The organism is Lentzea sp. NPDC060358 (assembly GCF_042725365.1).
Taxonomy (GTDB): Bacteria; Actinomycetota; Actinomycetes; order Mycobacteriales; family Pseudonocardiaceae; genus Lentzea.
In genome coordinates, this window is record NZ_JBHXCW010000033.1 from 17,670 (window position 1) to 43,486 (window position 25,817).

At 70.7% G+C, this 25,817-nt stretch carries 24 protein-coding genes; 9 read left to right on the forward strand and 15 right to left on the reverse strand.

Features of this window, described 5'->3' with window-relative positions; all coding sequences use genetic code 11:
- Positions 1-5 precede the first annotated feature (5 nt).
- Positions 6-155, reverse strand: a complete 150-nt coding sequence (locus ACFWGZ_RS10140; RefSeq protein WP_382451150.1) for a hypothetical protein — start codon at positions 153-155, stop codon at positions 6-8.
- 338 nt (positions 156-493) lie between these two features.
- Positions 494-1,222, reverse strand: coding sequence for a TetR/AcrR family transcriptional regulator (locus ACFWGZ_RS10145; RefSeq protein ID WP_382451151.1), 729 nt, complete (start codon positions 1,220-1,222; stop codon positions 494-496).
- 112 nt (positions 1,223-1,334) lie between these two features.
- Here ACFWGZ_RS10145 and ACFWGZ_RS10150 point away from each other — a divergent pair, with 112 nt between their 5' ends.
- Positions 1,335-3,458 (forward strand): MMPL family transporter, encoded by a 2,124-nt coding sequence (locus tag ACFWGZ_RS10150; protein ID WP_382451152.1) that lies wholly within the window; start codon positions 1,335-1,337, stop codon positions 3,456-3,458.
- On the opposite strand, the gene ACFWGZ_RS10155 is transcribed toward ACFWGZ_RS10150, so the two are convergent.
- A complete protein-coding gene (locus tag ACFWGZ_RS10155; protein WP_382451153.1) occupies positions 3,389-4,468 on the reverse strand; it encodes a YncE family protein in 1,080 nt (359 codons plus the stop codon). The genes ACFWGZ_RS10150 and ACFWGZ_RS10155 overlap by 70 nt on opposite strands.
- Positions 4,469-4,551: 83 nt before the next feature.
- Positions 4,552-6,498 (reverse strand): DUF2339 domain-containing protein, encoded by a 1,947-nt coding sequence (locus ACFWGZ_RS10160; protein ID WP_382451154.1) that lies wholly within the window; start codon positions 6,496-6,498, stop codon positions 4,552-4,554.
- A gap of 112 nt (positions 6,499-6,610) precedes the next feature.
- Here ACFWGZ_RS10160 and ACFWGZ_RS10165 point away from each other — a divergent pair, with 112 nt between their 5' ends.
- The 6 genes from ACFWGZ_RS10165 to ptsP are packed head-to-tail and all read left to right on the forward strand — an operon-like array spanning position 6,611 to position 13,380.
- A complete protein-coding gene (locus tag ACFWGZ_RS10165) occupies positions 6,611-7,576 on the forward strand; it encodes a LacI family DNA-binding transcriptional regulator (RefSeq protein WP_382451175.1) in 966 nt (321 codons plus the stop codon).
- Positions 7,573-8,982, forward strand: coding sequence for a sugar ABC transporter ATP-binding protein (locus tag ACFWGZ_RS10170; protein WP_382451155.1), 1,410 nt, complete (start codon positions 7,573-7,575; stop codon positions 8,980-8,982). The genes ACFWGZ_RS10165 and ACFWGZ_RS10170 overlap by 4 nt, the downstream gene beginning before the upstream one ends.
- Positions 8,979-9,884 (forward strand): ABC transporter permease, encoded by a 906-nt coding sequence (locus ACFWGZ_RS10175; protein WP_382451156.1) that lies wholly within the window; start codon positions 8,979-8,981, stop codon positions 9,882-9,884. The genes ACFWGZ_RS10170 and ACFWGZ_RS10175 overlap by 4 nt, the downstream gene beginning before the upstream one ends.
- A 33-nt stretch (positions 9,885-9,917) precedes the next feature.
- Complete coding sequence (locus ACFWGZ_RS10180) at positions 9,918-10,835, forward strand: substrate-binding domain-containing protein (RefSeq protein ID WP_382451157.1); 918 nt, start codon at positions 9,918-9,920, stop codon at positions 10,833-10,835.
- A complete protein-coding gene (locus ACFWGZ_RS10185; protein ID WP_382451158.1) occupies positions 10,832-11,701 on the forward strand; it encodes a ribokinase in 870 nt (289 codons plus the stop codon). Before ACFWGZ_RS10180 ends, ACFWGZ_RS10185 begins: the two co-directional genes overlap by 4 nt.
- Before the next feature lie 47 nt (positions 11,702-11,748).
- On the forward strand, positions 11,749-13,380 hold the full coding sequence (gene ptsP / locus ACFWGZ_RS10190; RefSeq protein WP_382451159.1) for a phosphoenolpyruvate--protein phosphotransferase: 1,632 nt from the start codon (positions 11,749-11,751) through the stop codon (positions 13,378-13,380).
- Here ptsP and ACFWGZ_RS10195 read toward each other — a convergent pair.
- Positions 13,377-13,778, reverse strand: a complete 402-nt coding sequence (locus ACFWGZ_RS10195; RefSeq protein WP_382451160.1) for a Rid family hydrolase — start codon at positions 13,776-13,778, stop codon at positions 13,377-13,379. The genes ptsP and ACFWGZ_RS10195 overlap by 4 nt on opposite strands.
- Before the next feature lie 82 nt (positions 13,779-13,860).
- Between ACFWGZ_RS10195 and ACFWGZ_RS10200 the strand changes: the two genes are divergently transcribed.
- Positions 13,861-14,307 carry a MarR family winged helix-turn-helix transcriptional regulator gene (locus tag ACFWGZ_RS10200; RefSeq protein ID WP_382451161.1) on the forward strand — a complete coding sequence of 149 codons (447 nt, stop codon included), beginning with the start codon at positions 13,861-13,863 and terminating at the stop codon, positions 14,305-14,307.
- 45 nt (positions 14,308-14,352) lie between these two features.
- Here the strand turns inward: ACFWGZ_RS10200 and ACFWGZ_RS10205 are convergent, their stop codons facing one another.
- The 9 genes from ACFWGZ_RS10205 to macS all read right to left on the reverse strand — a co-directional run bounded on the left by ACFWGZ_RS10205 (position 14,353) and on the right by macS (position 23,031).
- Entirely contained in the window at positions 14,353-15,198 is an 846-nt protein-coding gene (locus ACFWGZ_RS10205) for a LysR family transcriptional regulator (protein WP_382451162.1), read from the reverse strand.
- Complete coding sequence (locus tag ACFWGZ_RS10210; RefSeq protein WP_382451163.1) at positions 15,195-16,208, reverse strand: hypothetical protein; 1,014 nt, start codon at positions 16,206-16,208, stop codon at positions 15,195-15,197. Before ACFWGZ_RS10210 ends, ACFWGZ_RS10205 begins: the two co-directional genes overlap by 4 nt.
- Positions 16,193-16,666 carry an RNA polymerase sigma factor gene (locus ACFWGZ_RS10215; RefSeq protein WP_382451164.1) on the reverse strand — a complete coding sequence of 158 codons (474 nt, stop codon included), beginning with the start codon at positions 16,664-16,666 and terminating at the stop codon, positions 16,193-16,195. Before ACFWGZ_RS10215 ends, ACFWGZ_RS10210 begins: the two co-directional genes overlap by 16 nt.
- Positions 16,667-16,755: 89 nt before the next feature.
- The gene (locus ACFWGZ_RS10220) at positions 16,756-17,934 is read right to left on the reverse strand and encodes a glycine C-acetyltransferase (protein ID WP_382451165.1); all 1,179 of its coding nucleotides are present in this window, start codon (positions 17,932-17,934) and stop codon (positions 16,756-16,758) included.
- Complete coding sequence (tdh, locus tag ACFWGZ_RS10225; protein WP_382451166.1) at positions 17,934-18,965, reverse strand: L-threonine 3-dehydrogenase; 1,032 nt, start codon at positions 18,963-18,965, stop codon at positions 17,934-17,936. Before tdh ends, ACFWGZ_RS10220 begins: the two co-directional genes overlap by 1 nt.
- Positions 18,966-19,002: 37 nt before the next feature.
- Positions 19,003-20,457 carry an SDR family oxidoreductase gene (locus ACFWGZ_RS10230; protein WP_382451167.1) on the reverse strand — a complete coding sequence of 485 codons (1,455 nt, stop codon included), beginning with the start codon at positions 20,455-20,457 and terminating at the stop codon, positions 19,003-19,005.
- A gap of 221 nt (positions 20,458-20,678) precedes the next feature.
- Entirely contained in the window at positions 20,679-21,188 is a 510-nt protein-coding gene (locus ACFWGZ_RS10235) for a DUF1707 domain-containing protein (RefSeq protein ID WP_382451168.1), read from the reverse strand.
- A 20-nt stretch (positions 21,189-21,208) separates the two neighbouring features.
- Positions 21,209-21,871: a response regulator gene (locus tag ACFWGZ_RS10240; protein WP_382414904.1), complete on the reverse strand. Its 663-nt coding sequence runs from the start codon at positions 21,869-21,871 to the stop codon at positions 21,209-21,211.
- Complete coding sequence (macS, locus tag ACFWGZ_RS10245) at positions 21,868-23,031, reverse strand: MacS family sensor histidine kinase (RefSeq protein ID WP_382451169.1); 1,164 nt, start codon at positions 23,029-23,031, stop codon at positions 21,868-21,870. Before macS ends, ACFWGZ_RS10240 begins: the two co-directional genes overlap by 4 nt.
- 124 nt (positions 23,032-23,155) lie before the next feature.
- Between macS and ACFWGZ_RS10250 the strand changes: the two genes are divergently transcribed.
- Positions 23,156-24,352: a diguanylate cyclase gene (locus tag ACFWGZ_RS10250; RefSeq protein WP_382451170.1), complete on the forward strand. Its 1,197-nt coding sequence runs from the start codon at positions 23,156-23,158 to the stop codon at positions 24,350-24,352.
- Positions 24,353-24,607: 255 nt separating this feature from the next.
- Here the strand turns inward: ACFWGZ_RS10250 and ACFWGZ_RS10255 are convergent, their stop codons facing one another.
- Entirely contained in the window at positions 24,608-25,759 is a 1,152-nt protein-coding gene (locus ACFWGZ_RS10255; RefSeq protein WP_382451171.1) for an AI-2E family transporter, read from the reverse strand.
- Positions 25,760-25,817 lie beyond the last annotated feature (58 nt).

A 25,817-nucleotide genomic window follows, 5' to 3' on the forward strand; every position in this document is an offset into this window, starting at 1 on the left:
CGCGGCTAGGGCTGCGCCGGCTCCGCTTCCGGCCAGGACTCCGGGGCCTCGCCGAACGCGCGCCGGGCGGCTTTGACGGCGAGCACGGCCATGGTCGCGTTCGCGCCGCCGCCGATCAGCGCACCGATGCCGAACGGCACCGCTCTGCCGAGCACGACGATCCCCTGCTCGGCACGCCAAGACCCGTGTCCCGGGATTTGGTCGATCCGGCTCGGCGGCGTCGTGGGACCAGGTGCTGAGCGGCACGCGTGGCGATCTCGCCGACGCTCTCAGAGTCCCCGGCCTCGCCGAGCAGGAGCTCGTCGTGAGGACGAGACGGCATTCGACCTCGCCGAGCGAGATGCGCGAACGTCTGCGGTCGAGAACTCGAACAGTGCGCTCAGTCCTGGCGTGACCGAGCCTCGACTGCCAGCTGCGTCCTGCGGCGCCGCTTCCAAGGTGTCCTGGCGGCGTTCTTGCGAGCCCGCCCAGCGAACGTCCGCCCCGCGCTACATCAACGTCCCGCCACGTCCGGCGCCTCCGAGAACCCGATGTCCATCAGCATCTGGTCCAGCATCGAGTCGAACATCGGCTCCGGGTTCGTCACCGCGAACGGGAACCGCCCGAACACCTCCAGGGCGACGTGCCCGTACAACCGGACCCACGACTGCACGACGTGGTAGATCTTGCCCAGGTTGAGCACGTGCCCGGCCGGTTCCACCCCGTGCTCCGACACCGCCCCGGCGAGCACCTGCTGGAACCGCACCAGGTCCTCGTGCAGCACCGCCGGCACCTCCGCGTCCAGGTGGTTCGCCGCCTGGTTCGACGCGATCAGCGGGCCGGCCAGGCGCAGGAACACCGAGCCGAACTGGTCGGCGCCCAGCGGGTCGCGGGGTGAGGCGAAGACCAGCGCGAACTCCTGCGGGTGGGCCAGGGCCCAGCGGCGGAACGCGTGGCACACCGTTCTGACCTTGCACTCCACCTGCCCGGACGTCTCCGCGGCCAGCTTCGCGTGCAGGGACGTGGCCATGTCGTCGCAGATGTCGTCGCACAGCTGGCGCAGCAGGGCGTCGTGCGAGTCGTAGTAGCGGTACAGGGCCGGCGCGGTGATCCCCAGTTTGCGTGCGATCGCACGCAGGGTAACCGCGTCACGTCCGCTTTCCACCAAAAGGGCGCGGGCCGCCTGCCGAATCTCTCGCTCGGTCTCTGCGCGGAGTCGTTCTCGGCGAGTGGCCTCGGTCATATGTCACTCCATCGGGTTGTAGACCCTGTCCACGGCCCCGTACGGTTTCAGTGAACGGTGTTTACAAGAGTTCACGATATTTGCAGAACGGTAACCCAGGAGGCCGTCGCCGATGTTCGCGAAGTGGGGCTCGATCGCATATCGCCGCCGGTGGGTGGTGCTGGTCGCGACAGTGCTCCTTGCCGTCGTGGGCGGCGTGTGGGGCCTGGGCGTGTTCGACAAGCTCAGCCAGGGTGGGTACGAGGCTCCTTCCAGCGAGGCGGCGCGGGCCGACAAGGTAGCCGAGGAGGCGTTCGGGCGGCAGAACGGTGATGTGATCGTCATTTACCGCGGCGACTTCGCGAACCCGCTCGAGCTCAAGAAGGTCGCCGACCACATCAGCGGCTTCCCGAAGGACGACGTCCTCAAGACCGTCGGACCGGTGCCGTCGGACGACCAGCGGCAGGCTCTCGTCGCCATCACGCTGACCAGCGGCGACTCGAACGAGCAGATCAAGCAGTTCCAGGACGTCGAGGGCCAGCTCGCGATCGACGGCTTCACCCAGCAGGTCGGTGGGCTCGTGCCCACCCAGAAGGCCATCAACGACATGTCGCAGGAAGACCTGACGCGCGCCGAGATGTTCTCGTTGCCGCTGGTCCTGCTGCTGCTCGTCGTCATCTTCGGTGGACTGGTCGCCGCCAGCCTCCCGGTCGTGGTCGGCGGTCTCGCGATCATGGGCGCGCTCGGGGTGCTGCACGCCGTCGCGATCTTCACCGAGGTCAACTCGTTCGCCGTCAACGTCGCGTCGCTGCTCGGCCTCGGCATGGCGATCGACTACGGGCTGTTCATGGTCGGCCGGTTCCGCGAGGAGCTCGCGCAGGGCCGCACGACCGAACAGGCCGTCGGCCGCACGGTCGCGAGTGCCGGCCGGACCGTCGTGTTCAGCGCGACGCTGCTGGTCATCGCACTGGCCGGGCTGCTGCTCTTCCCGCACGGCTTCCTCAAGTCCCTCGCCTACGGCGGCGTGGCGTCGGTTGCGATCGCGGCGCTCGTCTCGCTCACGCTGCTGCCCGCGCTGCTCGGCGTCCTGGGCAAGCGGGTCGACAAGCTCGCCATGCCGTGGCGCAAGAAGGAGCCGAGCGAACGCGGCTGGCGCAAGCTCAGCGGTGCCGTCATGAAGCGGCCCGTGCTGATCGCGCTGCCGATCATCGGTGTGCTCGTCGCGCTCGGCTCGCCGTTCCTCGGCGTGCAGTTCGGCCAGGTCACCGAGAAGGTGCTGCCCGAGGGCAACGCCGTGCGCGTCGCCACCGAGAACATCAACCAGAACTTCTCGGCGCTCTCCAGCCAGGGCTTCAAGATCGTCGTCAAGGGCGGCGACCAGGCCGCGGTCCAGGAGTACCTGGGCAAGGTCGGGGACGTCGCCGGAATCAAGGGCGTCCAGCCGACCGGCAACGCCAACGGCGTCACGTCCGCCTCGGCCGGCCTCGACAACGACGCGCTCAGCGACGAGTCGAAGCAGGCGCTGAAGGACGTCCGCGCGCTCGCCCCGCCCGCCGGTGCCGAGGTGCTGGTCGGCGGCAACACCGCCGTGGTCGGCGACTCGCTCGACGCCATCGCGGACGGCCTGCCGCTGATGATCGCGCTGCTCGTGGGCGCGACGCTGGTCCTGATGTTCCTCGCGTTCGGCTCGGTCGTGCTGCCGATCAAGGCGGTGCTGATGAGCGCGCTGTCGCTGTCGGCGACGTTCGGCGTGCTCGTGTGGATCTTCCAGGAGGGCCACGGCGCCGACTGGCTCGGCGTCACGCCGGGACCGCTCGAGTCCGGCATCGTCGTGCTGATGGCGGCCATCGTGTTCGGCCTGTCGACCGACTACGAGGTCTTCCTCCTCAGCAGGATGGTCGAGGCCCGCAGCCAGGGCGCGACGACCGAGGAGGCCGTCACCACCGGTCTCGCCAAGACCGGCCGGGTCATCACCTCGGCGGCCCTGCTGCTGATCGTCGTCACCGGTGCGTTCGCGTTCTCGCAGGTCGCGATGATGCGGTTCGTCGGCGTCGGCATGATCCTCGCGCTGGCGCTCGACGCCACGGTGGTCCGCATGCTGCTCGTGCCCGCGGTGCTCAAGCTCCTCGGCAACGCCGCGTGGTGGTCACCCGGTCCGCTCAAGCGGATCCAGGAACGCCTCGCGCTTCACGACGAGCCGGTCGACGACTTCGACGACTGGGACGACGAGATCCGCGAGCCCGTCGGGGCGCGCTGAGCGCAGAAGGCGATCATGGCCGCGTCGAACTTGCGCGGCCTCGTCTCCGCCAGCTCGCCCGTCCTCATCCGGTACGTGGCGAGCACCGTGTTCGTGCTGTCCAGCACCGTCGTCGTCGCTCCGGTCGCGAGGAAAACCCTCGGGTCGCCCGGAGCGATGGCGACGCCCGGCGAGTCGATGGGCAAACGTTCGCGCACCGTCATGGTGGCCGCGTCGACGACCACGACCTCGCCGTTCTTCGGCAGCGTCAGGTAGACGGTCGCGCCGTCCGGGGTGACCGCGATGCTGCCCGCTCCCCTGCCTGCCTCGACCGAGCCGACGACCTGGTTCGTGGTCGTGTCGACCACCGTCAGCACACCGGGCGTCTTCTCGCCCAGCCGCAGGCCGCTCACGTAGAGGCGACTGCCGTCCGGCGAGAGCGCGAGGAACTGCGGCAGGCCGCCGACCTCGATCGTCGAGGTCTGGGACGCGGTGGCGGTGTCGACCACGCTCACCGTGCCGTCCTGCGAGTTCGCGACGTAGAGGACCTCGTTGCTCGGGTGCACGGCGAGCCCCTGCGGCCCTCCGCCGACCCTGATGGCCGCGACCAGCCGGAAGTCCCGCGGGTCCACCACCGCGACGCTGCCCGCCGCCGAGACGTAGAGCCGCTCCCCGTCCGGCCGCATCGCCGCGTGCGAGAGCTGGACCTGCGTGAAGATCCGGTCGAGGATCTCACCGGTCCGCGGGTCGACCGCGGTGATCGCGCCGGTCCAGCCGTTGACCACGTAGAGGCGCTGCCCGTCCGGCGACACCGCGACCCCCGTCGCCCGGCCACCGGTGTCGGCCGTCACCAGCACGGCGCCACTGCGGGTGTCGACGACCTGCACGAGCCCGGTCCTGCCCACGACGAACGCGAGCGGTGCGCCCGAAGCGGAGGAAGTGGTCGTGTACTCGTGCCGTTGGTGAACACCCATCGCCGCGAAGGCCGCTGAGAGCGCTAGAACCGCGGCCACGAGGCGTGGCTTTGCCATGCGGCGATGGGACCACTTCCGGGTGCTTTCAATCCACTTCGGTCACTCGGTCGAGTGAGATCTTTGCCTTCTCGGTGTAAGGGTCACGGGTGCTGGTTGTTCGCCGACGCCACGAGCTTCGCGTACCGGGTGCCCGCGGTGAGCAGGACCAGGCCGGCGCCGAGGAACGCCAGCACGCGGGCGACGCCGTCGAGCGCGGACAGGTCGAACAGCACCAGCTTCACGACCGCGGCACCGACGAGGATCAGGCCGCAGATCCGCAGCGCCTTGGTGCCGATCCCCTTGACCAGCAGGAACAACGCGGCAACGGTCCACGACACGGTGACGATCGAGTGCCCGAAGAGGAACCCGGTCTCGTCCGGGGAGACGAGCAGCGCCGCGCACAGCACCGCGCCCGCGGCGCCGTAGAGCAGCACCAGGCCGGAGACGATCCACGGGAACGGGTGCTTCGCCGGCTCGCGCAGCACCTGCATCTTCAGCGCCGCCCAGGGCGCGACGGCCGCGTAGATCCCCAGCACCACGGCGGTGACGAGGCCCGCGGCGTAGTAACCGGGCGAGACGGTGTTGAAGAACCGGGGCTCCTCGACCAGCCACGTGATCGGCACCGCCAGGCCGAAGGCCATGAAGAACCCGACCACGCCGAACGCGATCGAGCCGACCAGCGCGCTCCGCTTGCCCAGGCGCGCCGCGAGGAACGCGAGCAGCACCGCCTCGGCCAGCACGATCGCCGTCCGCACGTTGCCGTCGAGGGCGATGACCGTGGTCTGGAACAGCGCGAGCATGCCCGTCGCACCGGCCGCCGTCGCGAACGCGCGGGGCAGGTCCGGCACCATCCAGATCGCGAGCAGCACCGCGGCCACCGCACCGGCGAGCACCGACGCGGAGGTCCGGTCGAGCAACGTCGTCGCGAACAACGCGGGCAGCGCCGACCCGGCCACCAGGGCGATCGCCACGACGTCGTCGCGCCGCTTGCGGATCGTCAGCAGCGCCACGACGATGCCGACGACGGTCGTCGCCGCGGCGACACCGACCACGGTCCACTCGTAGCCGCGCGGGATGGCGGCCGCGGTCGTGACCAGCGAGGCGAAGATCGCGGGAAGGCCGCCGGCGATCGCGAGACCCGGCCAGTTGCGCTTGATCTGCACCGGCGTGCTGGCCATCTTCAGCACCAGCAGGAAGCCGACGAGCAGGACGGTGAAGCCCTCGGTCAGCGCGGGCGAGCAGACGGCGCAGGCCGTGACGACGGTGACCGCGAGCGCTTGCGAGTCCCAGCGCAGCGCGAGCACCACGCCGGCGATCGCGACTGCCAGTCCGACGACGAGCCCGATGGTCGCCGGGAAGTAGTGGTAGAGGCTCGTGGCCGCGATGACGTCCAGGTAGAGGCCCGCGAAACCGGTGAAGGCCAGGGCGAACGCGCCGACGCGACCAGCGGGGTTGCGGTGCAGCCGCACGCCGATGCCGATCAGCGCGGCGCTGAACACCGCACCGCCGATGACGCGCGGCAGCGGGCCGAGCCAGCCGCGCTGCACGGCCAGGACCAGCAGCAGCACGAAACCGAGCACGGTGATCGCGCCGCCGACCCAGGCCAGCAGCTTCGCGCCGGCGCCGTCCTTGCCGAGCTTCTCGAACAACGTCTCGCGCGGCGGCGGAGGAGAGCCCCATGGCTGCTGCGGCGGCCACGGCGCCTGGCCGGGCGGCGGGAACTGCGGTCCGGGCGGGGGCGGCAGCGGTGCCGAGGCGCCCTGCGACGACCACGGGTTGGGCGGGCCCTGCGCCGGAACCGGCTGGGGGACCTGCTGCTGGGGCGGCGGGGCCTGCTGCGGGATCGGACCGGGGACCGGTGCCTGGGCGGGCATCGGCCGCGGCGGCGTCGCGGGTGCGACGACCTCGGCGACTGCGGTCGCCGCGGCCGCCACCGGGCCCGAAGTGCGTTCCCGCATCTCCGAGCTGATCGTCACCAGCCGCTGCCCGATGGCCGCGAGCTCCAGCGCGAGGCGCTGCTCGTCCCCGAGGCGATCCTGTCCGTCCATGTGATCAGAGTGGGGCAGGGCACGCCCAGTGACATCCGTACACCTACTCATCCACTGGTCTCAGCTTGACTACATAGATGTGTAATCGATTAACTAAGCCCTCGTGACGACCATGAAGGACGTCGCGCAGCACGCGGGCGTGTCGACAGCCACCGTGTCGCGCGTGCTCAACGGCCATGCCGCGCCGACGCCCGAGACCCGGGTGCGCGTGCTCGCCGCGATCGAGGAGCTCGGCTACCGGCCCAACGCCCTGGCGCGATCCCTCAGGACCACCAGCACCCAGACCCTGGGGCTGGTCATCAGCGACCTGCTGAACCCGTTCTTCGCCGAGATCGCGCGAGCGGTCGAGGACGAGGCCCGGTCACACGGCTACTGCGTCGTGATCGGGAACGCCGACGAGAGCGCCGAGCAGGAGGCCACCTACGTGCGCACCCTGCTCGACCGCCGGGTGGACGGCCTCCTGCTGTGCCCCGCGACAGACGATCCAGGTCTGGTCCGCGAAGTGAGCGCAGGCGGCGTACCACTGGTTCTGCTCGACCGGACGGTCAAGGGCGCGACATGCCCGGTCGTCCGCGCCGACGGCAGCGAGGCACTGACCGCGCTCGCCCGGCGGCTCGTCGGCGCCGGCCACACCCGCATCGGAGTGATCGCGGGACCGCCGAACACCTCCACCGGAAGAGAGCGGACCGACGTGCTCACGGGGTCGCTCGGCGGCCTCGCGCAGGTCGTGCACGGCGACTTCCGGCAGGAGAGCGGCAGCCAGGCCGCCGCCAGGCTCCTCGACGGCGGCGCCACCGCGCTCGTCGCGATGGACAACCTGATGGGCCTGGGCGCGCTGGGCGAGGTCCGGGCCCGCGGCCTGCAGATCCCGCACGACATCGCGTTCGCGGTGTTCGACGACCAGCCGTGGTTCCCGCTGCTCGACCCGCCGATCACGGTCGTCGCGCAGCCGACCGTCGAGATGGGCAGGGCCGCCGCGCGCAGCCTGCTCGCCCTGATCGAGGGCCGCCAGCCCGACGACGTCCGCCTGACCGCGAAGCTCGTGCTCCGCGGCTCGCTCGGGGAGGCCGAGCTGTGAACACCCTCATCACCGCCCGCGGGATCACCAAGCACTTCGGCACCACGAAGGCGCTCGACGGGGTGGACCTGGACATCAACGCCGGTGAGGTCCACGTCCTGCTCGGCGAGAACGGCGCCGGCAAGTCGACGCTGGTCAAGGTGCTCGCGGGCATCCACGGCCACGACTCCGGCACGATCGAGGGCCACGCCAGCCTCGCCGTGATCCACCAGGAGCTGGCCCTGGTCCCCGAGCTCAGCGTCGCGGAGAACCTGTTCCTCAACCGGCTGCCGCGCAGGTTCGGCTTCGTCGACCGCGCCGCGATGCGCCGCCGGGCACCGGAGCTGCTCGACCGCGTCGGCCTGCGCGTCGACCCGGACACCAGGGTCCGCGACCTCGGCATCGCCCAGCAGCAGATGATCGAGATCGCCCGCGCGCTCGACAAGGACGCCGGCGTGCTGATCCTCGACGAGCCGACCGCGGTCCTCACCGACACCGAGACCGACCGGTTGTTGCAGATCATGGCGCAGCTGCGGGACAACGGCGTCGGGCTCGTCTTCATCACCCACCACCTCGACGAGATCCAGCGCATCGCCGACCGCATCACCGTCCTGCGCGACGGCCGGTCGGTGGGCGTCCTCGGCCCGAGGGCCACGACCCAGCACATGATCGAGCTGATGGTCGGCCGCCCGATCGACGAGCAGTACCCGCGCGCACAGCACCGCGCAGGTCAGCCGTTGCTGAAGATCTCCGGCCTGACGAAGGACGGCGTGTTCCGCGACATCGACATCGAGGTGCACGCGGGCGAGGTCGTCGGCATCGCCGGACTGGTCGGCGCCGGGCGCACCGAGGTCGCACGGGCGGCGTTCGGCGTGGACGACTACGACCACGGCACGGTCGAGGTCGACGGCAAGCGGGTGCGCCGCAACGACGTCCAGGCCGCCATCAAGGCCGGTCTCGGGCTCGTCCCCGAGGACCGCAAGGGCCAGGGCCTCGTGCTCACGGCGACCGTCGGCCAGAACCTCGAGCTGGTGACGCTCGAGAACCGCGACGCGAAACGCCTGCACGACATCGCGGGCAAGCTCCGCGTCAAGGGCCGCGTCGACCAGCCGGTGAAGGAGCTGTCGGGCGGCAACCAGCAGAAGGTCGTCATCGGCAAGTGGCTGCTGGCCGACCCGAAGGTGCTGATCCTCGACGAACCGACCCGCGGCGTGGACGTCGGCGCCAAGGTCGAGATCTACGAGCTGGTCAACCGCATGACCGCGCAGGGCCGGGCCGTGCTGCTCGTGTCCAGCGACCTGCCCGAGGTGATCGGGATGAGCGACCGCGTCGTCGTCATGGCGCACGGCCGCGTGGCCGGTGAGCTGCCCCGGGGCGCGACCCAAGACCAGGTGATGGCACTCGCCGTGCAGGAGATCTCCGCATGACCACGATCAGCATTCGCAAGTACGCCAGCGAGAACGGCGCCCTCGCAGGACTTCTCGTCCTCGCGCTGGCGCTCGCGATCTCGAACCCGGCGTTCCTCACCGCGCAGAACCTCGTCAACGTCGGCGTGCAGGCCGCGGCCATCGCGATCCTGGCGTTCGGCATGACGTTCGTGGTCGTCGCGGGCGGCATCGACCTGTCGGTGGGCAGCGTCGCCGCACTGGCCGCGATGGTCGGCGCCCTCACCGCCGGGCCGGTCGGGCTCGTCGTCGGCGCGCTGTGCGGCCTCGTCAACGGCGCGATGATCAGCTACGGCAAGCTGCCGCCGTTCATCGCGACGCTCGCGATGCTGAGCGTCGCCCGCGGCCTCACGCTCGTGGTCTCGGAAGGCCAGCCGCACAACACCGACGAGCTGGTGACGTTCCTCGGCTCGAACCTCGCGCCGATGCTGCCGTTGCCGTTGCTGCTGATGCTCGCGTTCTTCGGCATCACCGGGCTGATCCTCACGCGCACCAACCTCGGCCGCCGCATGTACGCGATCGGCGGCAACGAGGAGGCGGCGAAGCTCAGCGGCATCGACGTCCGCAGGCAGAAGCTCTGGATCTACGCGCTCTCCGGCCTGTTCGCCGCCGCAGCGGGCCTCGTGCTCGCCGGCCGGCTGGGGTCCGCCGGTCCGCAGGCAGCGGTCGGCTACGAGCTCGACGCCATCGCCGCGGTCGTCATCGGCGGTGCGTCGCTGTCCGGTGGCGTGGGCCGCGCCACCGGGACGCTGGTCGGCGCACTCGTGCTCGCCGTCCTGCGCAACGGCCTCAACCTGCTGCAGGTGCACCCCTTCTGGCAGCAGGTCGTCATCGGCGTGGTGATCGCACTCGCCGCGTTGCTCGACTCACTTCGCCGTCGCTGAGCAAGAACCCCGGAACAGGTAAGGAAGACACTGATGAAGGTGACCCGACGGATCGCGCTGACCCTCGGTGCCGTGGCGCTGGCCGCGACCGCGTGCGGCGGCACCGGGGCGTCCGGTGGCAGCGACCTCACCATCGGCCTCGCCGTGTCCACGCTGAACAACCCGTTCTTCGTGGAGCTGCAGCAGGGCGCGCAGGAGATGGCCGACCAGCTCGGCGCCAAGCTGACCGTGGTCGACGCGCAGAACGACGCGACGAACCAGGTCAACCAGGTGCAGACGCTGGTGACGCAGGGCGTCAAGGCGATCATCCTGAACCCGGTCGACTCCCAGCAGTCCGCTCCCGCCGCGCGGGCCGCCGAGATGGCGAACATCCCGCTGATCTCGGTCGACCGCTCGGTCGAGGGCAAGGTCGCCGCCGAGATCGCGTCGAACAACGTGCAGGGCGGCAGCCTCGCCGCCATCGAACTCGGCCGCGCCACCACCGGCGAGGTCGCCCACCTCAAGGGCATCCAGGGCGCGTCGGCGTCGCGCGACCGCGGCCGGGGCTTCGAGCAGGGCCTGAACAGCGGGGGCATCAAGGTCACCGCCGAGGCCGTCGCCGACTTCGACCGCGCCAAGGGCCTCAACGAGACCACGAACCTGCTGCAGGGCCACCCCGAGATCAAGGGCATCTTCGCCGAGAACGACGAGATGGCGCTCGGCGCGATCAAGGCGCTCGGCGCCCGTGCCGGCAAGGACGTCATGGTCGTCGGCTTCGACGGCACGCCCGACGGCCTGAAGGCGATCCAGGAGGGCACGCTCGCCGCGACCGTGGCCCAGCAGCCGAAGCAGCTCGGGTCGAAGGCCGTCGAGCAGGCGGTGAAGGCCGCGAAGGGCGAGACCGTTCAGCAGGTCGTGGACGTCGAGGTCAAGGTCATCACCAAGCAGAACGTGGCAGAGTTCACCAAGTGACGAAGCCTCTGCTCGTGCTCGGGTCCGCCAACGCCGACCTCGTGGTCGAGGTCGGCCGGCGGCCCGCCGGCGGTGAGACCGTGCTCGGCGGCGACACCGTCGTGCTGCCCGGCGGCAAGGGCGCGAACACCGCCGTCGCCGCCGCTCGGGTCGGTGCCTCCGTCGCGCTGGTCGGCGCCGTCGGTGACGACGGGTACGGCGCGCTGCTGCGCGAGTCGCTCGAGTCGTCCGGCGTCGACACCTCGCTGGTGAAGGCCTCCGCGCGACCGACCGGCATCGCCTACATCACCGTGACGCCGGACGGCGAGAACTCGATCGTCGTCTCCCCCGGCGCCAACTCCGACGTGTCGTCGTCCGACGTGGACGGGCTGTCGTTCGCCGGCGTCCGCGTGCTGACCTGTTCGCTGGAGGTGCCGCTGGAGGCGGTGGTCCACGCGATCGACGTGGCCGCCGAGGCCGGTGTCCGCACGGTGCTGAACCTGTCGCCGGTGGCCGAACTGCCGTCCGCGACGCTGGGGCGGCTCACCGTCCTGGTCGTGAACGAGCACGAGGCCGCGCAGCTCGCGTCCGACTGGCAGGGCCTGCTCGCGCTCGGACCGGCGTCGGCGGTCGTGACGCTCGGCTCGCGCGGCGTCGCCGTCGTGCAGGAGTCGGGGGTCGTCGAGGTGCCGGCGGCCGAGGTGGCCGAGGTCGTCGACACGACCGGCGCCGGTGACGCGTTCGCCGGTGCGGTGTCCGCGCGACTGGCCGACGGGGACGACCTCGTGCAAGCTGCTCGGTACGCGGTGAAGGTCGCCGCGCTGTCCGTCACGAAGGCGGGCGCGCAGCCGTCCTACCCGACCGCGGCCGAAGTCAGCTCGTTTTAACAAACCGTGCTGTCGGCGCAACCCCGGTGAAGGGTATGGTCTAGACCATGTCGAGCGCGCGGCTGAGCGGTGTCGGTGTCAGCAGCGGCCGGGCTTCCGGCCCCGTGGTGAGGGTCGCCGAAGCCCTGCCCGAACCTCCCGCGGGTCCCCGACCCGACGACCCGGCCGCGGAGGCCGCACGGATCCGCCCGGCGACCGAGGTCGTGGCGCAGCGCCTGATGGAGCGCGCGAAGACCGTCGAGGGCGACGCCCGCGCCGTGCTGGAGACGACGGCCGCGATGGCCGGCGACCCGTCCCTGATCAAGTCCGCCGAGAAGCTCGTCTCCGCCGAGTCGCTGCCCGCGGCCCGTGCCGTGCACCAGGCGGCGCAGAAGTTCATCGCCGCGCTGCAGGCCGCCGGTGGCTACATGGCCGAACGCGCCCGCGACGTGCAGGACGTCCGCGACCGCGTGGTGGCCGAGCTGCTGGGGCAGCCCGCACCCGGCGTCCCCGACCTGGACTCGCCGTCCGTGCTGGTGGCGCGCGACCTCGCGCCCGCCGACACCGCGGGCCTCGACCCGTCGAAGGTCCTCGCCCTGGTCACGGAGGAGGGCGGCCCCACTTCGCACACGGCGATCCTCGCCCGTTCGCTCGGCATCCCGGCCGTCGTCGCGTGCCGCGGCATCCTGGCGTTCGAGGCCACCTCTCTCGACGTCGACGGTGACACCGGTCAGATCCGCGAGTCGGACGGCAAGGTCCGCTCGGCCGGCGCGGGCAAGAAGGCCGAGTGGAACGGCGTGGGCGTCCTGAAGGACGGCCACCGCGTGAAGGTCCTGGGCAACGTGGGCTCGCCCGGCGACGCGGCCGCCGCTGCCGCCGCGGGTGCGGAGGGCGTCGGCCTCTTCCGCACGGAGTTCTGCTTCCTGGACGCCGCCGAGGAACCGACCGTCGCCGAGCAGACCGCCGCGTACGAGGCCGTGCTGGCGCCGTTCGCGGGCAAGCCCGTGGTGGTGCGCACCCTCGACGCGGGCGCGGACAAGCCGCTGGCGTTCCTGAACCCGGACCCCGAGCCCAACCCGGCCCTGGGCGTCCGCGGCCTGCGCGTCGCGTTCGACCGCCCCGAGGTCCTGGACCGCCAGCTCGAGGCCATCGCCGCCGCGGCCAAGTCCTCCGGTGCCGACGTTTCGGTCATGGCCCCGATGGTCGCGACCGCCGCCGAGGCCGCGTGGTTCGTCGAACGCGCCCGCGCCGCCGGCATCGCCCGCGTCGGCGTGATGATCGAGGTCCCGTCGGCCGCGCTGTCGGCCCGCGAGATCCTCCAGGTCGTCGACTTCGTCTCCATCGGCACCAACGACTTGGCCCAGTACGTCTTCGCCGCGGACCGCCAGCTCGGCGGCGTGGCCGCGCTGAACGACCCGTGGCAGCCGGCGCTGCTGCGCCTGATCGCCGTGGTAGGCGAGGCGGCCACCGCCACCGGCAAGCCCGTCGGCGTGTGCGGCGAAGCGGCGGCCGACCCGCTGCTGGCGTGCGTGCTCATCGGCCTCGGCGTGACGTCGCTGTCGATGAACCACACGGCGCTGTCCGGCGTCGGCGCCCGCCTCGCCACCTCGAGCACGGACATCTGCCAGCTGGCGGCCCGCGGCGCTCTCGCGGCGGCCGACCCCGGCTCGGCCAAGCTCGCGGCCCGCGCCCCGCACTAGCCGACCGCGGTCACGCGGATCTCGACGCGCATCTTCGGGTGACCGAGGGCGGTGACGCCGCTCTCGGTCCAGATGGGCTTGCGCTCGCCCATCCGCGCGCGGAACTGCTCGACCATGACCCGGTTGTGCTCGTCGAACCCGTTCTCCACCACGTGGTACGAGTTGACGTGCACGACGTCGGCCCAGGTGGCGCCCGCCGTGTTCAGCGTCCGCTCGACGTTGTCGAACGCCCGCACGATCTCCTCCTCGAGCGTCTCGGGGAACTCGAAGTCGTCGCTCCAGCCGCCCTGCCCCGAGGTCTCGACCCGGTCGCCGATCCGCACGGCCTGGCTGTAGTGCACGTTCTCGGCCTGCGTCTCGCCGTAGCCGGGCGTCGCGAAGAACTCCACCTTGCTCATCGTCGTCTCCTCTGACTTCACACTTGAATTCACGCTTGAAGTCAACCGTACACGACTTCAAGCGTGAAGTACGCTCTGCGACGTGGAGTGGCTGAACGCGGAGGAGAAGGACGCCTGGACGGGCCTGGTCTCGGTGCTCCTGCTGATGCCGGGCAGGCTGGAGGCGCCGCTGCAGGAGTCGGGCCTGAGCCTGTTCGACTACCTGGTGCTCAGCCACGTCTCGGAGGCCCCCGGCCGCCGCATCCGCATGAGCGAGCTCGCGGTGCTGGCGAACGGCTCCCTGTCCCGCCTGTCGAACGTGGTGAAGCGCTTCGAGCAGCGCGGCTGGGTGGAGCGCTACCCAGACCCGGAGAACGGCCGGTACACGATCGCGTCGCTGACCGACGAGGGATTCGCGGTGGTGGAGGCGGCCGCGCCCGTGCACCTGCGCGCGGTGCGGCAGTTCGTGCTCGACCCGCTGACCGCGGAGGACCGGCAGGCGTTGACGCGGATCGCGGCGAAGCTGCGGGTGACGATCCCGCCGCCCTGACGGATCACGTCCACCCGCTCGACCAGGCCGCGCACCCGCCGCCGTCTAGCGAGCCGCTTGGAGCTCGTCCAACACCGCTCTGATCAGCGGATGGTCCTCCGACCCGCGCCGCACCGCCGCCACCACCCGCCGCAACGGCGCGACCCCGGACACCGGCACCCCGCGCACGGCGTTGCGAGGCGCCAGCGCCACCCCGGCCCCCGCCGCCACCAGCGCCTCGATGGCCCGGAAGTCGTCGGACGTGTGCCGGATCCGCGGCGCGAACCCGGCCTGCGCGCACGCCATCTCCACCACGTCCCGCAACGGGTTCCCGGGCAGCGTCACCACCCAGTCCTCGTCGGCGAGCGAAGCCAGGTCGACCGACGCGATGGACCCCCGTCCCGGCGGCAGCACGACGTCGAAGGGTTCCGTGTAGAGCGGGAACCGGGTCAGCCGGTCGGCCGTGCGGTGCTCCTCGGTGATCGCCACGTCGATCTCGCCGTCCAGCAGCAGCCGCACGCTCTCGTGCCCCTCGGCGTCGCGCACCGACAGCTCCACCGACCGCGACTTCAGCGCCGCCAGCGCCGGCGCCACCACCTGCGTGATCGCCGACGCGAACGCCGCCACCTCCACCCGTCCGGCGTGACCGGCGGCCAGCGCGTCCAGCGTGGCTTGGGCGCGTTCCAGTTCGGCGGCGACGACGTGGGCGTGGGCGACCAGCAGCGAACCGGCCGGCGTCAGCGAGACACGGCGTCCCTTGCGCAGTAGCAGCGGATGTCCGGCCTCGGACTCGAGAGCGGCCAGTTGCTGCGACACCGCCGACGGCGTGAGGTGCAACGCTGCTGCTGCGGCCGTCACCGTGCCGTGGTCGGCGAGTGCGCGCAGCACGCGGAGCCGTCGTGGGTCGATCACCGCTCAATGATGGGGGATTCCACCGGCTCGTTCACGGGGATGTCCTTCGGCAGGATCGGCTCGAAGTCCACGTCGTCGAGCAGGAGGTACTCCTCGCTCGAGATGGGGAGGCCGGCGGGCAGGCCGTACTGGGGTGTGGTGGTCAGGTCGAACTTCGCGATCGGCAAGCCGGTGCCCGGGTTGACGATGAACCGCGTCTCGACATCGGCGAACTGGAAGTTCCGCGGCGCGTCGATCGCCACACCGACGCCGTCCTGCCCACGCCACGACGTCTGGCCGAGGGAGCGCACCCCGTCGAGCGTCGTGAGCATCTCGAACGCAGCGGCGCGCTGGTCGGGGCGGATGTTCGAGGTCATCAGCTCCATCGCGAGCGTCGCAACCCGGTAGGAGTCCTTACCAACAATGGTCTCCAGCGCCTTCTTCAGCTCCGCCGGGTCGGCGGGCAGCGAGTCGAGCGAGTCGATGCGCACCTGGCTGTGCGCCGACATCTGGAACCCGGAGACGGTGGTCTTCTGCAGGTACGGCTTCATCGGGCCGAAGCGCACCGAACGGCTCCCGCCGACCAGGGGCGCGGTCGCCGGGCTCCCGGCGTCCACCCACCCGTCGTGATCTCTGGTGATCGCCGAGGGCGAGACGTCGCCCTCCTTCTGGCCGACCGTGATCCGACTGTTCGCGCCCACCCACTGCTCGGTCACGGAGGTGAAGAACGCGAGGTACGGCTTCGCCGGGTCGCCGACGACCATCGTCGAGTTGAGCCGGGTCAGCACGTGCCACCACCGCGGTGCCGCAGCGGGTTGCACCGGCTGGGGCGGCGCGGGCAGCAGGACCACCGCGAGGACCACTACCGCGGCGACGACCAGCAGCGGAGCGAACCGCCGGACGAGCTGCCGGCGGACCGGCCGGTCCTTCGGCAGCGTGATGATGCGGGCGAGGTCGCGTTCCATCCGGTCGCGGTCGACCTCGGGGACGGGCGGCTTGGCGGCGGCCAAGTCCTTCAGGAGGTCTTCCATGACTCCCTCGCACTGTCGAATTTCGGCGTCCAGAGCGCGGCCTGCAGCCGCCTGCGAGCCCGGTGCAGCCGCACGAAGAACGTCGCCGTCGTGCACCCGAGCACCTGCGCGGCCTCCGCCGCGGCCAGCCCGTGCCACGCGATCAGCGTCAGCACCTCCTGGTCGGCGTCGGACAAGCTCGACAACGCCGCCCGCAGCTCGATCACCGCGAACTCGTCCTCCGCGGGGAAGTCGGTCAGCTCGTAGTGCGTCGTCTGCCGGCGGGACGCGCGCACCAGGTTGCGGGCGATGCCGAGCAGCCACGGCAGCGCGTTCGACGGCATCTCGGCCGACTTGCGCCAGGCGATCGTGAAGGTCTCGCTGGTGATGTCCTCGGCGAGCTTCGCCCCCGCGTGACTCGCCGCGTACGCGAGCACCCGCGGGTAGCACTCGCGGTAGACCGTCGCGAATTCCTCCACGTCGAGTAGTGCTCCGGACGTGCCGATTCTTACTGCGGAGTGACGCGGGTCACATCAGGGAGAAAGGTGACCCACGCCTCGCGTGACACCTACATTTTCGCTCGTGCGGCCACAAATGCATCCACGGCGCGATTGACGTCATCGGTCGTGTGTGCGGCGGACATCTGCGTGCGGATGCGCGCCTTGCCGTGCGGCACGACCGGGTACGAGAAGCCGATCACGTAGATGCCCTGCTCCAGCAGCAGGTCGGCGAGCCGCGCCGCCTCGGCCGCGTCGCCGATCATCACCGGGATGATCGGGTGCTCGCCCGGCAGCAGGTCGAAGCCCTCCTCGGTCATGCGGCGGCGGAACAGCTCGGTGTTCGACCGCAGCTGGGCCAGCAGGTCCGTGGACGACGACAGCATGTCCAGCGTCGCGATCGCGGCCGCGGTGATCGAGGGCGCGAGCGAGTTCGAGAACAGGTACGGGCGCGAGCGCTGGCGCAGCAGCTCGACGATCTCGGCGCGGCCCGAGGTGTAGCCGCCGGACGCGCCGCCCAGCGCCTTGCCGAGGGTGCCGGTGACGATGTCGACGCGGTCCTGCACGCCGAACAGCTCCGGGGTGCCGCGGCCGGTCGGGCCGGTGAAGCCGACGGCGTGCGAGTCGTCGACCATGACCAGGGCGTTGTAGCGCTCGGCGAGGTCGCAGATCTCGTCCAACGGCGCGAGGTAGCCGTCCATCGAGAACACGCCGTCGGTCGCGATGAGGCGGTAGCGCGCGTCGGACGCGTCCTTGAGCTGGCGCTCCAGGTCGTCCATGTCGCGGTTGGCGTAGCGGAAGCGCTTGGCCTTCGACAGGCGGACGCCGTCGATGATCGACGCGTGGTTCAGCTCGTCGGAGATGATCGCGTCCTCGGCGCCGAGCAGCGTCTCGAACAGGCCGCCGTTGGCGTCGAAGCACGAGCTGTAGAGGATCGTGTCGTCGGTGCCGAGGAACTCGCTGAGCTTGCGCTCCAGTTCCTTGTGCGGCTCCTGGGTGCCGCAGATGAACCGCACCGAGGCCATGCCGAAGCCCCAGTCGTCGAGGGCCTTCTTGGCGGCCTCGACGAGCGTGGGGTGGTCGGCGAGACCGAGGTAGTTGTTGGCGCAGAAGTTCAGGACCTCGTCACCGGAACCGACCCGGACGGCGGCGTTCTGCGGGGTGCCGATCACGCGCTCGGACTTGTAGAGCCCGGCCTCCCGGATCTCCCCGATCGTCTTGACCAGGTCGTTCTTCAGCTCGCCGTACATCAGGCTCCCGTCCAGTCGAGGATGACCTTGCCGCACTTGCCCTCGCGCGCGGTGGCGAACGCCTCCGCGTGCTGCGTGTGGTCGTACCGGTGCGTGATGACCGGTGCGAGGTCGAGGCCGCGCTGCAGCAGCACGGTCATCGAGTACCAGGTCTCGAACATCTCCCGGCCGTAGATGCCCTTGATCTGCAGCATCTTCAGCACGATGCTGCTCCAGTCGACGGCGAACTCGTCCGCGGGCAGGCCCAGCATGGCGATGCGGCCGCCGTGGGCCATGTTCGCGATCATGTCGCGCATCGCGACGGGCTTGCCGGACATCTCCATGCCGACGTCGAAGCCCTCGGCCATGCCCAGTTCGGCCTGCGCGTCGGCGATCGTGCGCTCGGCGACGTTCACGGCGAGGTCGACGCCGACCTTGCGCGCGAGGTCGAGGCGGTGCTCGGAGATGTCGGTGATCACGACGTTGCGCGCGCCCGCGTGCTTGGCGACGGCGGCGGCCATGATGCCGATCGGGCCCGCGCCGGTGATGATCACGTCCTCGCCGATGACGGGGAAGCTCAGCGCGGTGTGCACGGCGTTGCCGAACGGGTCGAAGATCGCGGCCACGTCCAGGTCGACCTGCGTGCGGTGCACCCACGCGTTCTGCTCGGGCAGCACGACGTACTGGGCGAACGCGCCGTCGGAGTGCACGCCGAGCCCGCGCGTGTTGGCGCAGAGGTGGCGGCGGCCGGCCTTGCAGTTGCGGCACTTCCCGCACACGAGGTGGCCCTCGCCGCTGACCAGGTCGCCGACCTTGACGCTGGTGACGGAGGCGCCCGTCTCCACGACCTCGCCGACGAACTCGTGCCCGACGACGAGCGGCGCCTCGATGTTCGCCGCCGCCCAGTCGTCCCACGAGTCGATGTGCAGGTCGGTCCCGCAGATACCGGTGCGCAACACCCTGACCAGCACGTCCGCCGGTCCGGGAGTGGGGTCCGGGACGTCGGTCAGTTCCAGGCCGGGCCCTGCGGCGACCTTGACGAGAGCCTTCATGCTCCGAAGTTTCACCCTTTGCCGCTTGTGCAGTCCATCAGGACTTTCTGAAGTTCTTGTGCAGTTCGGCTTCATTGGCGATGTTGCGCACCATGCCGCCGAACACGATGCCGTGGAACGGCCAGACGGCCCACCAGTAGAGGTGTCCGGCGAGGCCCTTGGGGACGAACACGGCACGCTGGCGGTAAGTGGACCCGTACCCCTCGTTGCCCGCCACTCGAAGCTCCAGCCACGCCTTGCCCGGCACCTTCATCTCGGCCCGCAGCCGCAGCAGCCGGCCGCGTTCGATCTCCTCGACCCGCCAGAAGTCGAGCGCCTCCCCGACGTGCAGGTGCTGCGGATCGCGCCGGCCCCGGCGCAGCCCCACCCCGCCGACGAGCCGGTCCATCCAGCCCCGCACCGCCCAGGCCAGCGGGAACGAGTACCAGCCCCGCTCACCGCCGATGCCCTCGACGACCTCCCACAACCGCTCGGGCGTCGCGGTCGTCCGCTGCTCGCGCTCGTCGGTGTAGACCGAACCGCCGGACCAGTCGGGGTCGGTCGGCAGCGGCTCGCTCGCCGCCCCCGGCGTCGACGCCCCGGACCAGCGCGTCTCCACGTCCGCGTCGCGGATCTTGGCCAGCGCCAGTTCGACGGCCTTGTCGTAGCCGACGTTCTCGCCGGGCAGGACCTCGCGGATGTCGTTCTCGCGGCACACCACCTCGTGCACCAGCGACTCGATCAACGGCTTGGCGATCGACTTGGGCACGGGCGTGACCACGTTGACCCAGTGCGAGGACAGCCGCGGCGTCAGGAACGGCACGGGCACGACCCGCCGCCGGGGCAACCCGGCGACCTGCGCGTACCGCAGCATCATGTCCAGGTACGTCAGCACGTCCGGACCACCGATGTCGAACGTGCGGTTGGTGTTCTCGAGCGTCGTCGCGTCGACCAGGTAGCGCAGCACGTCCCGCACGGCGATCGGCTGGATGCGGTTGTGCACCCAGCGCGGCGTGATCATGACCGGCAGCCGCTCGGTCAGGTAGCGCAGCATCTCGAAGCTCGCCGACCCCGACCCGATGATGACCGCGGCCTGCAGCACGATGGCGGGGACGTCCGACTTGAGGAAGACCTCGCCGACCTCCTTGCGGGAGGACAGGTGCGGCGACAGCTCGGTGTGCTCGGGGTGCAGCCCGCCCAGGTAGATGATGCGCTGGACGTTCGCGCGCTCGGCGGCGCGCGCGGTGTTCTCGGCGGCCTTCCGGTCGGCGTTGGCGAAGTCCTTCGAGTTGAGCGAGTGCACCAGGTAGTGCACGACCTCGACGTCCCGCATGGCCTCGTCGAGGTCTTGGAGCACGTCCCCGCGGACGATCTCGACGTCGGCGGCCCACGGGACGTCGCGCAGCTTCTCCGGCGACCGGACGAGGCACCGCACCTGGTGGCCTTCGGCCAGGAGCCGGGGCACGAGCCGTCCGCCGAGGTATCCGGTCGCGCCGGTCACGAGACATCGCATGCCTCGATCCTGCGGTCTGCGGCAGGTCCTCGCAGATCAGGGCGCGCTGGCGCAGGGGTACCCCCGGCCGGGGATCCCCTCGCATCCCAACGTACTCAGCGGGTCCGACAGTTCTCGGCGACGCCGGGAGGCCGTCCGTTCGACGTCGTGGACCGGCGCATGTACCGCCCCGCGAAGTCCCCGCCGCCGCGCGCAGCGTCCCCGAGGTCGGCCGACGAGGGTCAGCGCTTGCGCTTGATCACCACGGACCCGCCCCGCACCGCGCCCCTGAGCTGGAAGTGCGGGTTCCCCACGGCCGAGTTGACCTTGTCCTTCAGCTCGCCGGCGGTGATCTCCACGGCGTTCACGTCCACCGACGACCCCGCGGGCAGCAGCAGCTTCACCGAGCCGAACGACACGTCCAGGTCGACGTTCACGATCTCCGGCACCTCGGCGGCGGTGAAGTCGAGGTTCGTGGTGCCGAGGGTGTTGCGGATGACGAGCTCGCGCGGCACGACCCAGTGGCCCTTGCGCGTCGTGGTGCCCATCGTGTTCTTCAGCTCGGTGCGGGCGTGCGCCAGCTCGTTGTTGACCATGCCGGGCAGGTCGACCAGCACGGCGTTCAGATCTGCCCTGGTCTTCGCGCCCAAAGCGGTGTCCGTGCGGACCGTGAACTCGTCGAGCGTGATCATGCCGCGGCCCACCGCCTTGTTCAGCAGGCCGACGACGTGCTCGCGTTCCGCGTCGGACACGCGTAAGTCTCTGGGGTCTGTCATTTCTCTGCCTCCGGATCGGCGTCGAGACCGTGCTCGATGGCATAACGCGCCAACTCCACCCGGTTGTGCAGTTGGAGTTTGCGCAAAGTCGACTGGACGTGGTTTTCGACCGTGCGGTGGGAGATCACCAGGCGGTTCGCGATCTGCCGCGCGGTCAGGCCCTTGGCCACCAGCCGGAGCACCTCGGTCTCGCGGTCGGTGAGCTGGGGCTTCTCCTCCGAGTCGTCGGGGGCCGCGGCCATGCGCCGGTACTCGCCCAGCACCAGGCCCGCGAGACCCGCGGTGAAGACGGCGTCGCCGGCGGCGGTGCGGGAGACGGCCTCGACCAGTTCCTCGGAGGACGCGGACTTCACCAGGTAGCCGGAGGCGCCCGCCTTCACGGCCTGCAGCACGTCGTCGTGCTCGCCGGACGCCGACAGCACCAGCACGCGGGTGTCCGGCAGCTCGCTGGTGATCAGCAGGGTGGCGTCGACGCCGGAGAGCTCGCCCAGGTTGAGGTCCATCAGGACCACGTTGGGCCGCACCGCCTTCGCGATGCGCACCGCCGAGGGCGCGTCACCGGCGGTCGCCACGACCTCGAAACCGCGTTCCTGCAGGTCGCGTGCCACGCCTTCGCGCCACATCGGGTGGTCGTCCACCACCATCACCGAGACCGTCATCTTGTTGCCGCCCCCTTCCTGAACACCCGGACCTCCCACTCCGTGCCCTCCCCCGGCCCGGTCTGGAGCTCGAGCGTCCCGCCGAGCGACTCCACCCGGCCTTTGATCGATTTCTCGATGCCCATCCTGCCTTCCGCGGCAGCCGACGCGATCCTGCCGTCGGGGATGCCGGGACCGTCGTCACGGACACTCAACACGATTTCCTCCCCGAGGTCCTCGAGCAGCACCCACGCCCGCGCGTCGTCACCAGCGTGTTTGTCCACGTTGGACAGTGCTTCGCGCACCAGCGACGTGAGCTCGCCCGCGGCCGCCGAGGCGAACATCACCTGCGTGGCGGGGGTGGAGACCTGGATCCGGGGCGTCGCGAGGAGCTGCAGGCCGGGCCGCAGGTCGATCTCCCCGTCCACGGTGGAGTCGGCGGGAGCGGCGGCCACCAGGTTGCGCAGCGCGACCTCCTGCTCGCCGGCCATCTTGGCGAGCTCGGCCGCCTCGCCGCCGACCTCGAGCCCGCGTTTGCGCACGCGGGCGAGCACCTGCAGCACGCTGTCGTGGATGGAACGGGCGAGCCGTTCGCGTTCCGCCGTCGCCGCCTCGGCCCGCAACGCCTGGGCGAGCAGCACCGCCGACCGCCGCGCGGTCACCGCCGCCATGCCGACGATCATGCCCGCGCCGCCCAGCAGCACGACGTCGCGCAGCAGGTCCAGGCTCGGCACGCCCTTCGACAGGTAGGTGGAGAGCCCGATCGCCAGCCCGCCCGCGAGTCCCGCGTAGGCGCCGCCGAGCGCTCCGAGCGCGACCGCCGGGACGCACGCCCAGATCGTCGTGATCAGCGGGACGTTCAGCGTCAGCAGCTGGTGGTCGGTCATGATCAGCTGTGACATCGACATGAGCCCGCACGTCAGAGCCAGGTCGGTCAGCACCACGGGCCACCGCCTGCCCCACGGCGTGCTGTACGCGCGGCTGGTGAACACCGACCACAGCGCCATCACCCCGAGCGTGGTCCACGCGAGCCACGGCCGGACGTACTCGGCCTGGTTCGCGATGACGTTCGCCGCCGCGAACAGGAATGTGACTACGCGTAGTGCGATGGTCCCGCGCCACAGGGGCGTGGCGGGGTCGTCGATCGCCTTCGTCACACGTTCGGCAGGCTCTTTGCGCACGCTGTGCTCCTTTCGCGCACCATCCTGCCGCGAGAACGTGGCGTGGCTAACCCCCAGGTGGCCGTCTTCTGCCGAACGGAGGAATGTGCGACGCTCTCCGGGTTCAGGTGGGGAGGGCATACAGGTGCGCGACTGGCCGGTGTGGACACTGCGGCGGCCCGCGCTCTGCTACTGGTTGCTGATCGACGCGGCCGCCCTCGCCACCGTCACCTGGACCATCGTCACCACCGAGACCCCGTCACCCTCCGAAGTCGGCAGGTTCGTCGCCATCGCCGGCACGGCGGGCGCGGTGATCATCGGCAGCTCCATCTACAGCCACCGCCTGGGCGAGACCGAGCGCAACCCGTGGGCCGCGCACCTCTCCTACCTGACGGCGGGCGTTCTCGCCCTGCCCCCGAACCTGCTGGTGCTGCTGCTCTTCGGCCCGGCCCTGCACTGCCTGCTGGCGCAACGCCCGGAGACCTACCGCTGGCTCTACACCCTGAGCGCCACGGCGCTGGCGGTCTTCGCCACCCGCTACCTGCTCGGCTGGGCCGACCCGCGACCGAACCTGCTGATGATGGTCGCGGGCGCCACCGTCCTGCTGTCGCTGCGCGCGGGCCTGATCGCACTGGGCCTGAAGCTGCGCACCCCGTCCGCCACCTTCGAGGAGAACGTCGGCGAACCGATCGACGTCATCCTCGGCGTCGTCGCGGTGTCCATCGGCGGCCTGATGGGCTGCGTGACCCAGACGAACGCCGTCCACGCCCTGATCGCCGCCCCGTCCCTGGCCCTGCTGGAACGAGCGGCCCAACTCCCGCAGTGGCGCCGCTCGGCCCAGCGCGACGCGAAGACCGGCCTGGCCAACGCCGTGCACTGGGACAGCCGGGCCCGCTACGAACTGACCAAGGGCGCCGGCCGCGACCGCGCGATGGCCGTGATGCTCCTCGACCTCGACCACTTCAAGCGCGTGAACGACGAGGTGGGCCACCTGGCGGGCGACGCGGCCCTGGCCGCGATCTCCCTGCTGCTGCGCAGCACCGTCCGCCGCGGCGACCTGGTCGGCCGGTTCGGCGGCGAGGAGTTCGTCGTGCTGTTGCCCGACGCCACCCCCGAGGAGGCGGAGTCGGTGGCCGAACGCGTCCGCAAGGCAGTGCAGGAGCTGACCGTGCCGACGATGGCGACCGACGGCAAACCGCACGAGCTGAGCGGGCTGACCGTGTCCATAGGGGTCGCGACGACCGAGCGGTTCGGGTACGAGCTGCCGGACCTGCTGGTGGCGGCGGACGCGGCGTTGCTGGCGGCGAAGGCGTACGGCCGCAACCTCGTGTCGATGGCCTAGGCGAAGCGCCATCCCTCGCCGAAGCAGATGTTGCAGTCTCGAGGGTCGTAGGAATCGTCGTGCTCTCTGGCGGCACAGTTGTCGCAGGCGACTCTGATGACGTGTCGTGGGTACAGCTCTTCGCAAGTTGGCATGCGCTGAACGTTCGAGGCCTGGTGTTACCCGACCTCGATGTCGCCGCGCTGCGGCTGGACCAGCCCGGAACGCCCGCGAGCACACCGGTGTCACCGGCGCCGCGAACTGGTCCGACTGCTTCTAGAGCTCCTCGACCCGTTCGCTCCGGTCGTCCTTCGGAGCGGTGTCCTGAGGATTCAACACGTCCACCTTCTCCGGCTTCTGCACCGCGTCCGCGTCCGACACCAGCGACCGGATCCCGGAGTTCAGCACCGCCAGCAGCGGCACGGCCAGCAGCGCGCCCGCGATGCCGCCGGCGACCAGGCCGATCGCGATCGCCAGCACCACCGCCAGCGGGTGCAGCTTCACCGCGCGGCCCAGCAGGATCGGCTGCAGCACGTGCGACTCCAGCTGCATCACGCCGATCAGCACGGCCAGCACGACGAGGGCCGCGATCGGGCCGTTGGTCACCAACGCGATCAAGACCGCGATGGCGCCCGTGAACACCGCACCGATGATGGGGATGAACGCGCCGAGGAACACCAACGCCGACAGCGGCACCACCAGCGGCACGCCGATGATCGCCAGGCCGATGCCCACGCCGACGGCGTCCACGACCGCGACCGCCGCCGTCGCGCGCACGTAGGAGACGAGAGAGCCGAAGCCGCGACGGCCGGCCACGTCCACGCGCTGGCGCACGTCGCGGGGGAACACACGGATCGTGAAGCGCCAGATGCCGTCACCATCGTGCAAGAAGAAGATGAGGGTGAACAGCGCCAGCAGCAGGCCGGTCAGCGCCTCGCCCACCGTCGCGGCGGTCGTCAGGGCGCCGGACGTGATCTCGGCCTGGTTCTCCTTGATCGTGTTGACGATGTCGTTCAGGTAGTTCTGCAGCTGCGCGTCGGACAGGTGCGCCGGACCGTCCTTCAGCCACCGCTGGATCGCGTCGAGCGAGTTGCCCACCTGCGACTGCAGCTCCGGCAGGCCGCGGGAGAACTCGCTGATCACGAACGTCAGCACGCCGCCCAGCACGCCGATGCCGAGGATCATCATCACGGTCACGGCGACACCGCGCGGCACGCGCCACTCGACCAGTTTCGAGACACCCGGCGACAGCAGTGCCGCCAGCAGCAGCGCGATCGCGACGGGGATCACGATCGAGGCCAGGTAGCCGAAGACGTACGCGACCACGTACAACGCGGCCACCACGACGACGAACCGCCAGCTCAGCGCGGCACTTACCCGTAGCAGCAGCGGAACGCGACTGCTGATCTCCGACTCCGGTGCGCTCACGGACCTCACGTTAACTGTTCTGCCCCTCGCCAAGGTGGAAGCTGATTGGGGATGATCC

What these genes read in the sequence shown, in the direction of transcription:
- ACFWGZ_RS10155 (WP_382451153.1), bottom strand. Translation starts at nt 4,468, where the DNA reads ATGGCAAAGCCACGCCTCGTGGCCGCGGTTCTAGCGCTCTCAGCGGCC.
- ACFWGZ_RS10145 (WP_382451151.1), bottom strand. Translation starts at nt 1,222, where the DNA reads ATGACCGAGGCCACTCGCCGAGAACGACTCCGCGCAGAGACCGAGCGA.
- ACFWGZ_RS10240 (WP_382414904.1), bottom strand. Translation starts at nt 21,871, where the DNA reads ATGACGGTCTCGGTGATGGTGGTGGACGACCACCCGATGTGGCGCGAA.
- ACFWGZ_RS10165 (WP_382451175.1), top strand. Translation starts at nt 6,611, where the DNA reads ATGAAGGACGTCGCGCAGCACGCGGGCGTGTCGACAGCCACCGTGTCG.
- ACFWGZ_RS10160 (WP_382451154.1), bottom strand. Translation starts at nt 6,498, where the DNA reads ATGGACGGACAGGATCGCCTCGGGGACGAGCAGCGCCTCGCGCTGGAG.
- ACFWGZ_RS10150 (WP_382451152.1), top strand. Translation starts at nt 1,335, where the DNA reads ATGTTCGCGAAGTGGGGCTCGATCGCATATCGCCGCCGGTGGGTGGTG.
- ACFWGZ_RS10210 (WP_382451163.1), bottom strand. Translation starts at nt 16,208, where the DNA reads ATGGAAGACCTCCTGAAGGACTTGGCCGCCGCCAAGCCGCCCGTCCCC.
- ACFWGZ_RS10195 (WP_382451160.1), bottom strand. Translation starts at nt 13,778, where the DNA reads ATGAGCAAGGTGGAGTTCTTCGCGACGCCCGGCTACGGCGAGACGCAG.
- ACFWGZ_RS10230 (WP_382451167.1), bottom strand. Translation starts at nt 20,457, where the DNA reads ATGCGATGTCTCGTGACCGGCGCGACCGGATACCTCGGCGGACGGCTC.
- tdh (WP_382451166.1), bottom strand. Translation starts at nt 18,965, where the DNA reads ATGAAGGCTCTCGTCAAGGTCGCCGCAGGGCCCGGCCTGGAACTGACC.
- ACFWGZ_RS10220 (WP_382451165.1), bottom strand. Translation starts at nt 17,934, where the DNA reads ATGTACGGCGAGCTGAAGAACGACCTGGTCAAGACGATCGGGGAGATC.
- ACFWGZ_RS10180 (WP_382451157.1), top strand. Translation starts at nt 9,918, where the DNA reads ATGAAGGTGACCCGACGGATCGCGCTGACCCTCGGTGCCGTGGCGCTG.
- ACFWGZ_RS10175 (WP_382451156.1), top strand. Translation starts at nt 8,979, where the DNA reads ATGACCACGATCAGCATTCGCAAGTACGCCAGCGAGAACGGCGCCCTC.
- ptsP (WP_382451159.1), top strand. Translation starts at nt 11,749, where the DNA reads ATGTCGAGCGCGCGGCTGAGCGGTGTCGGTGTCAGCAGCGGCCGGGCT.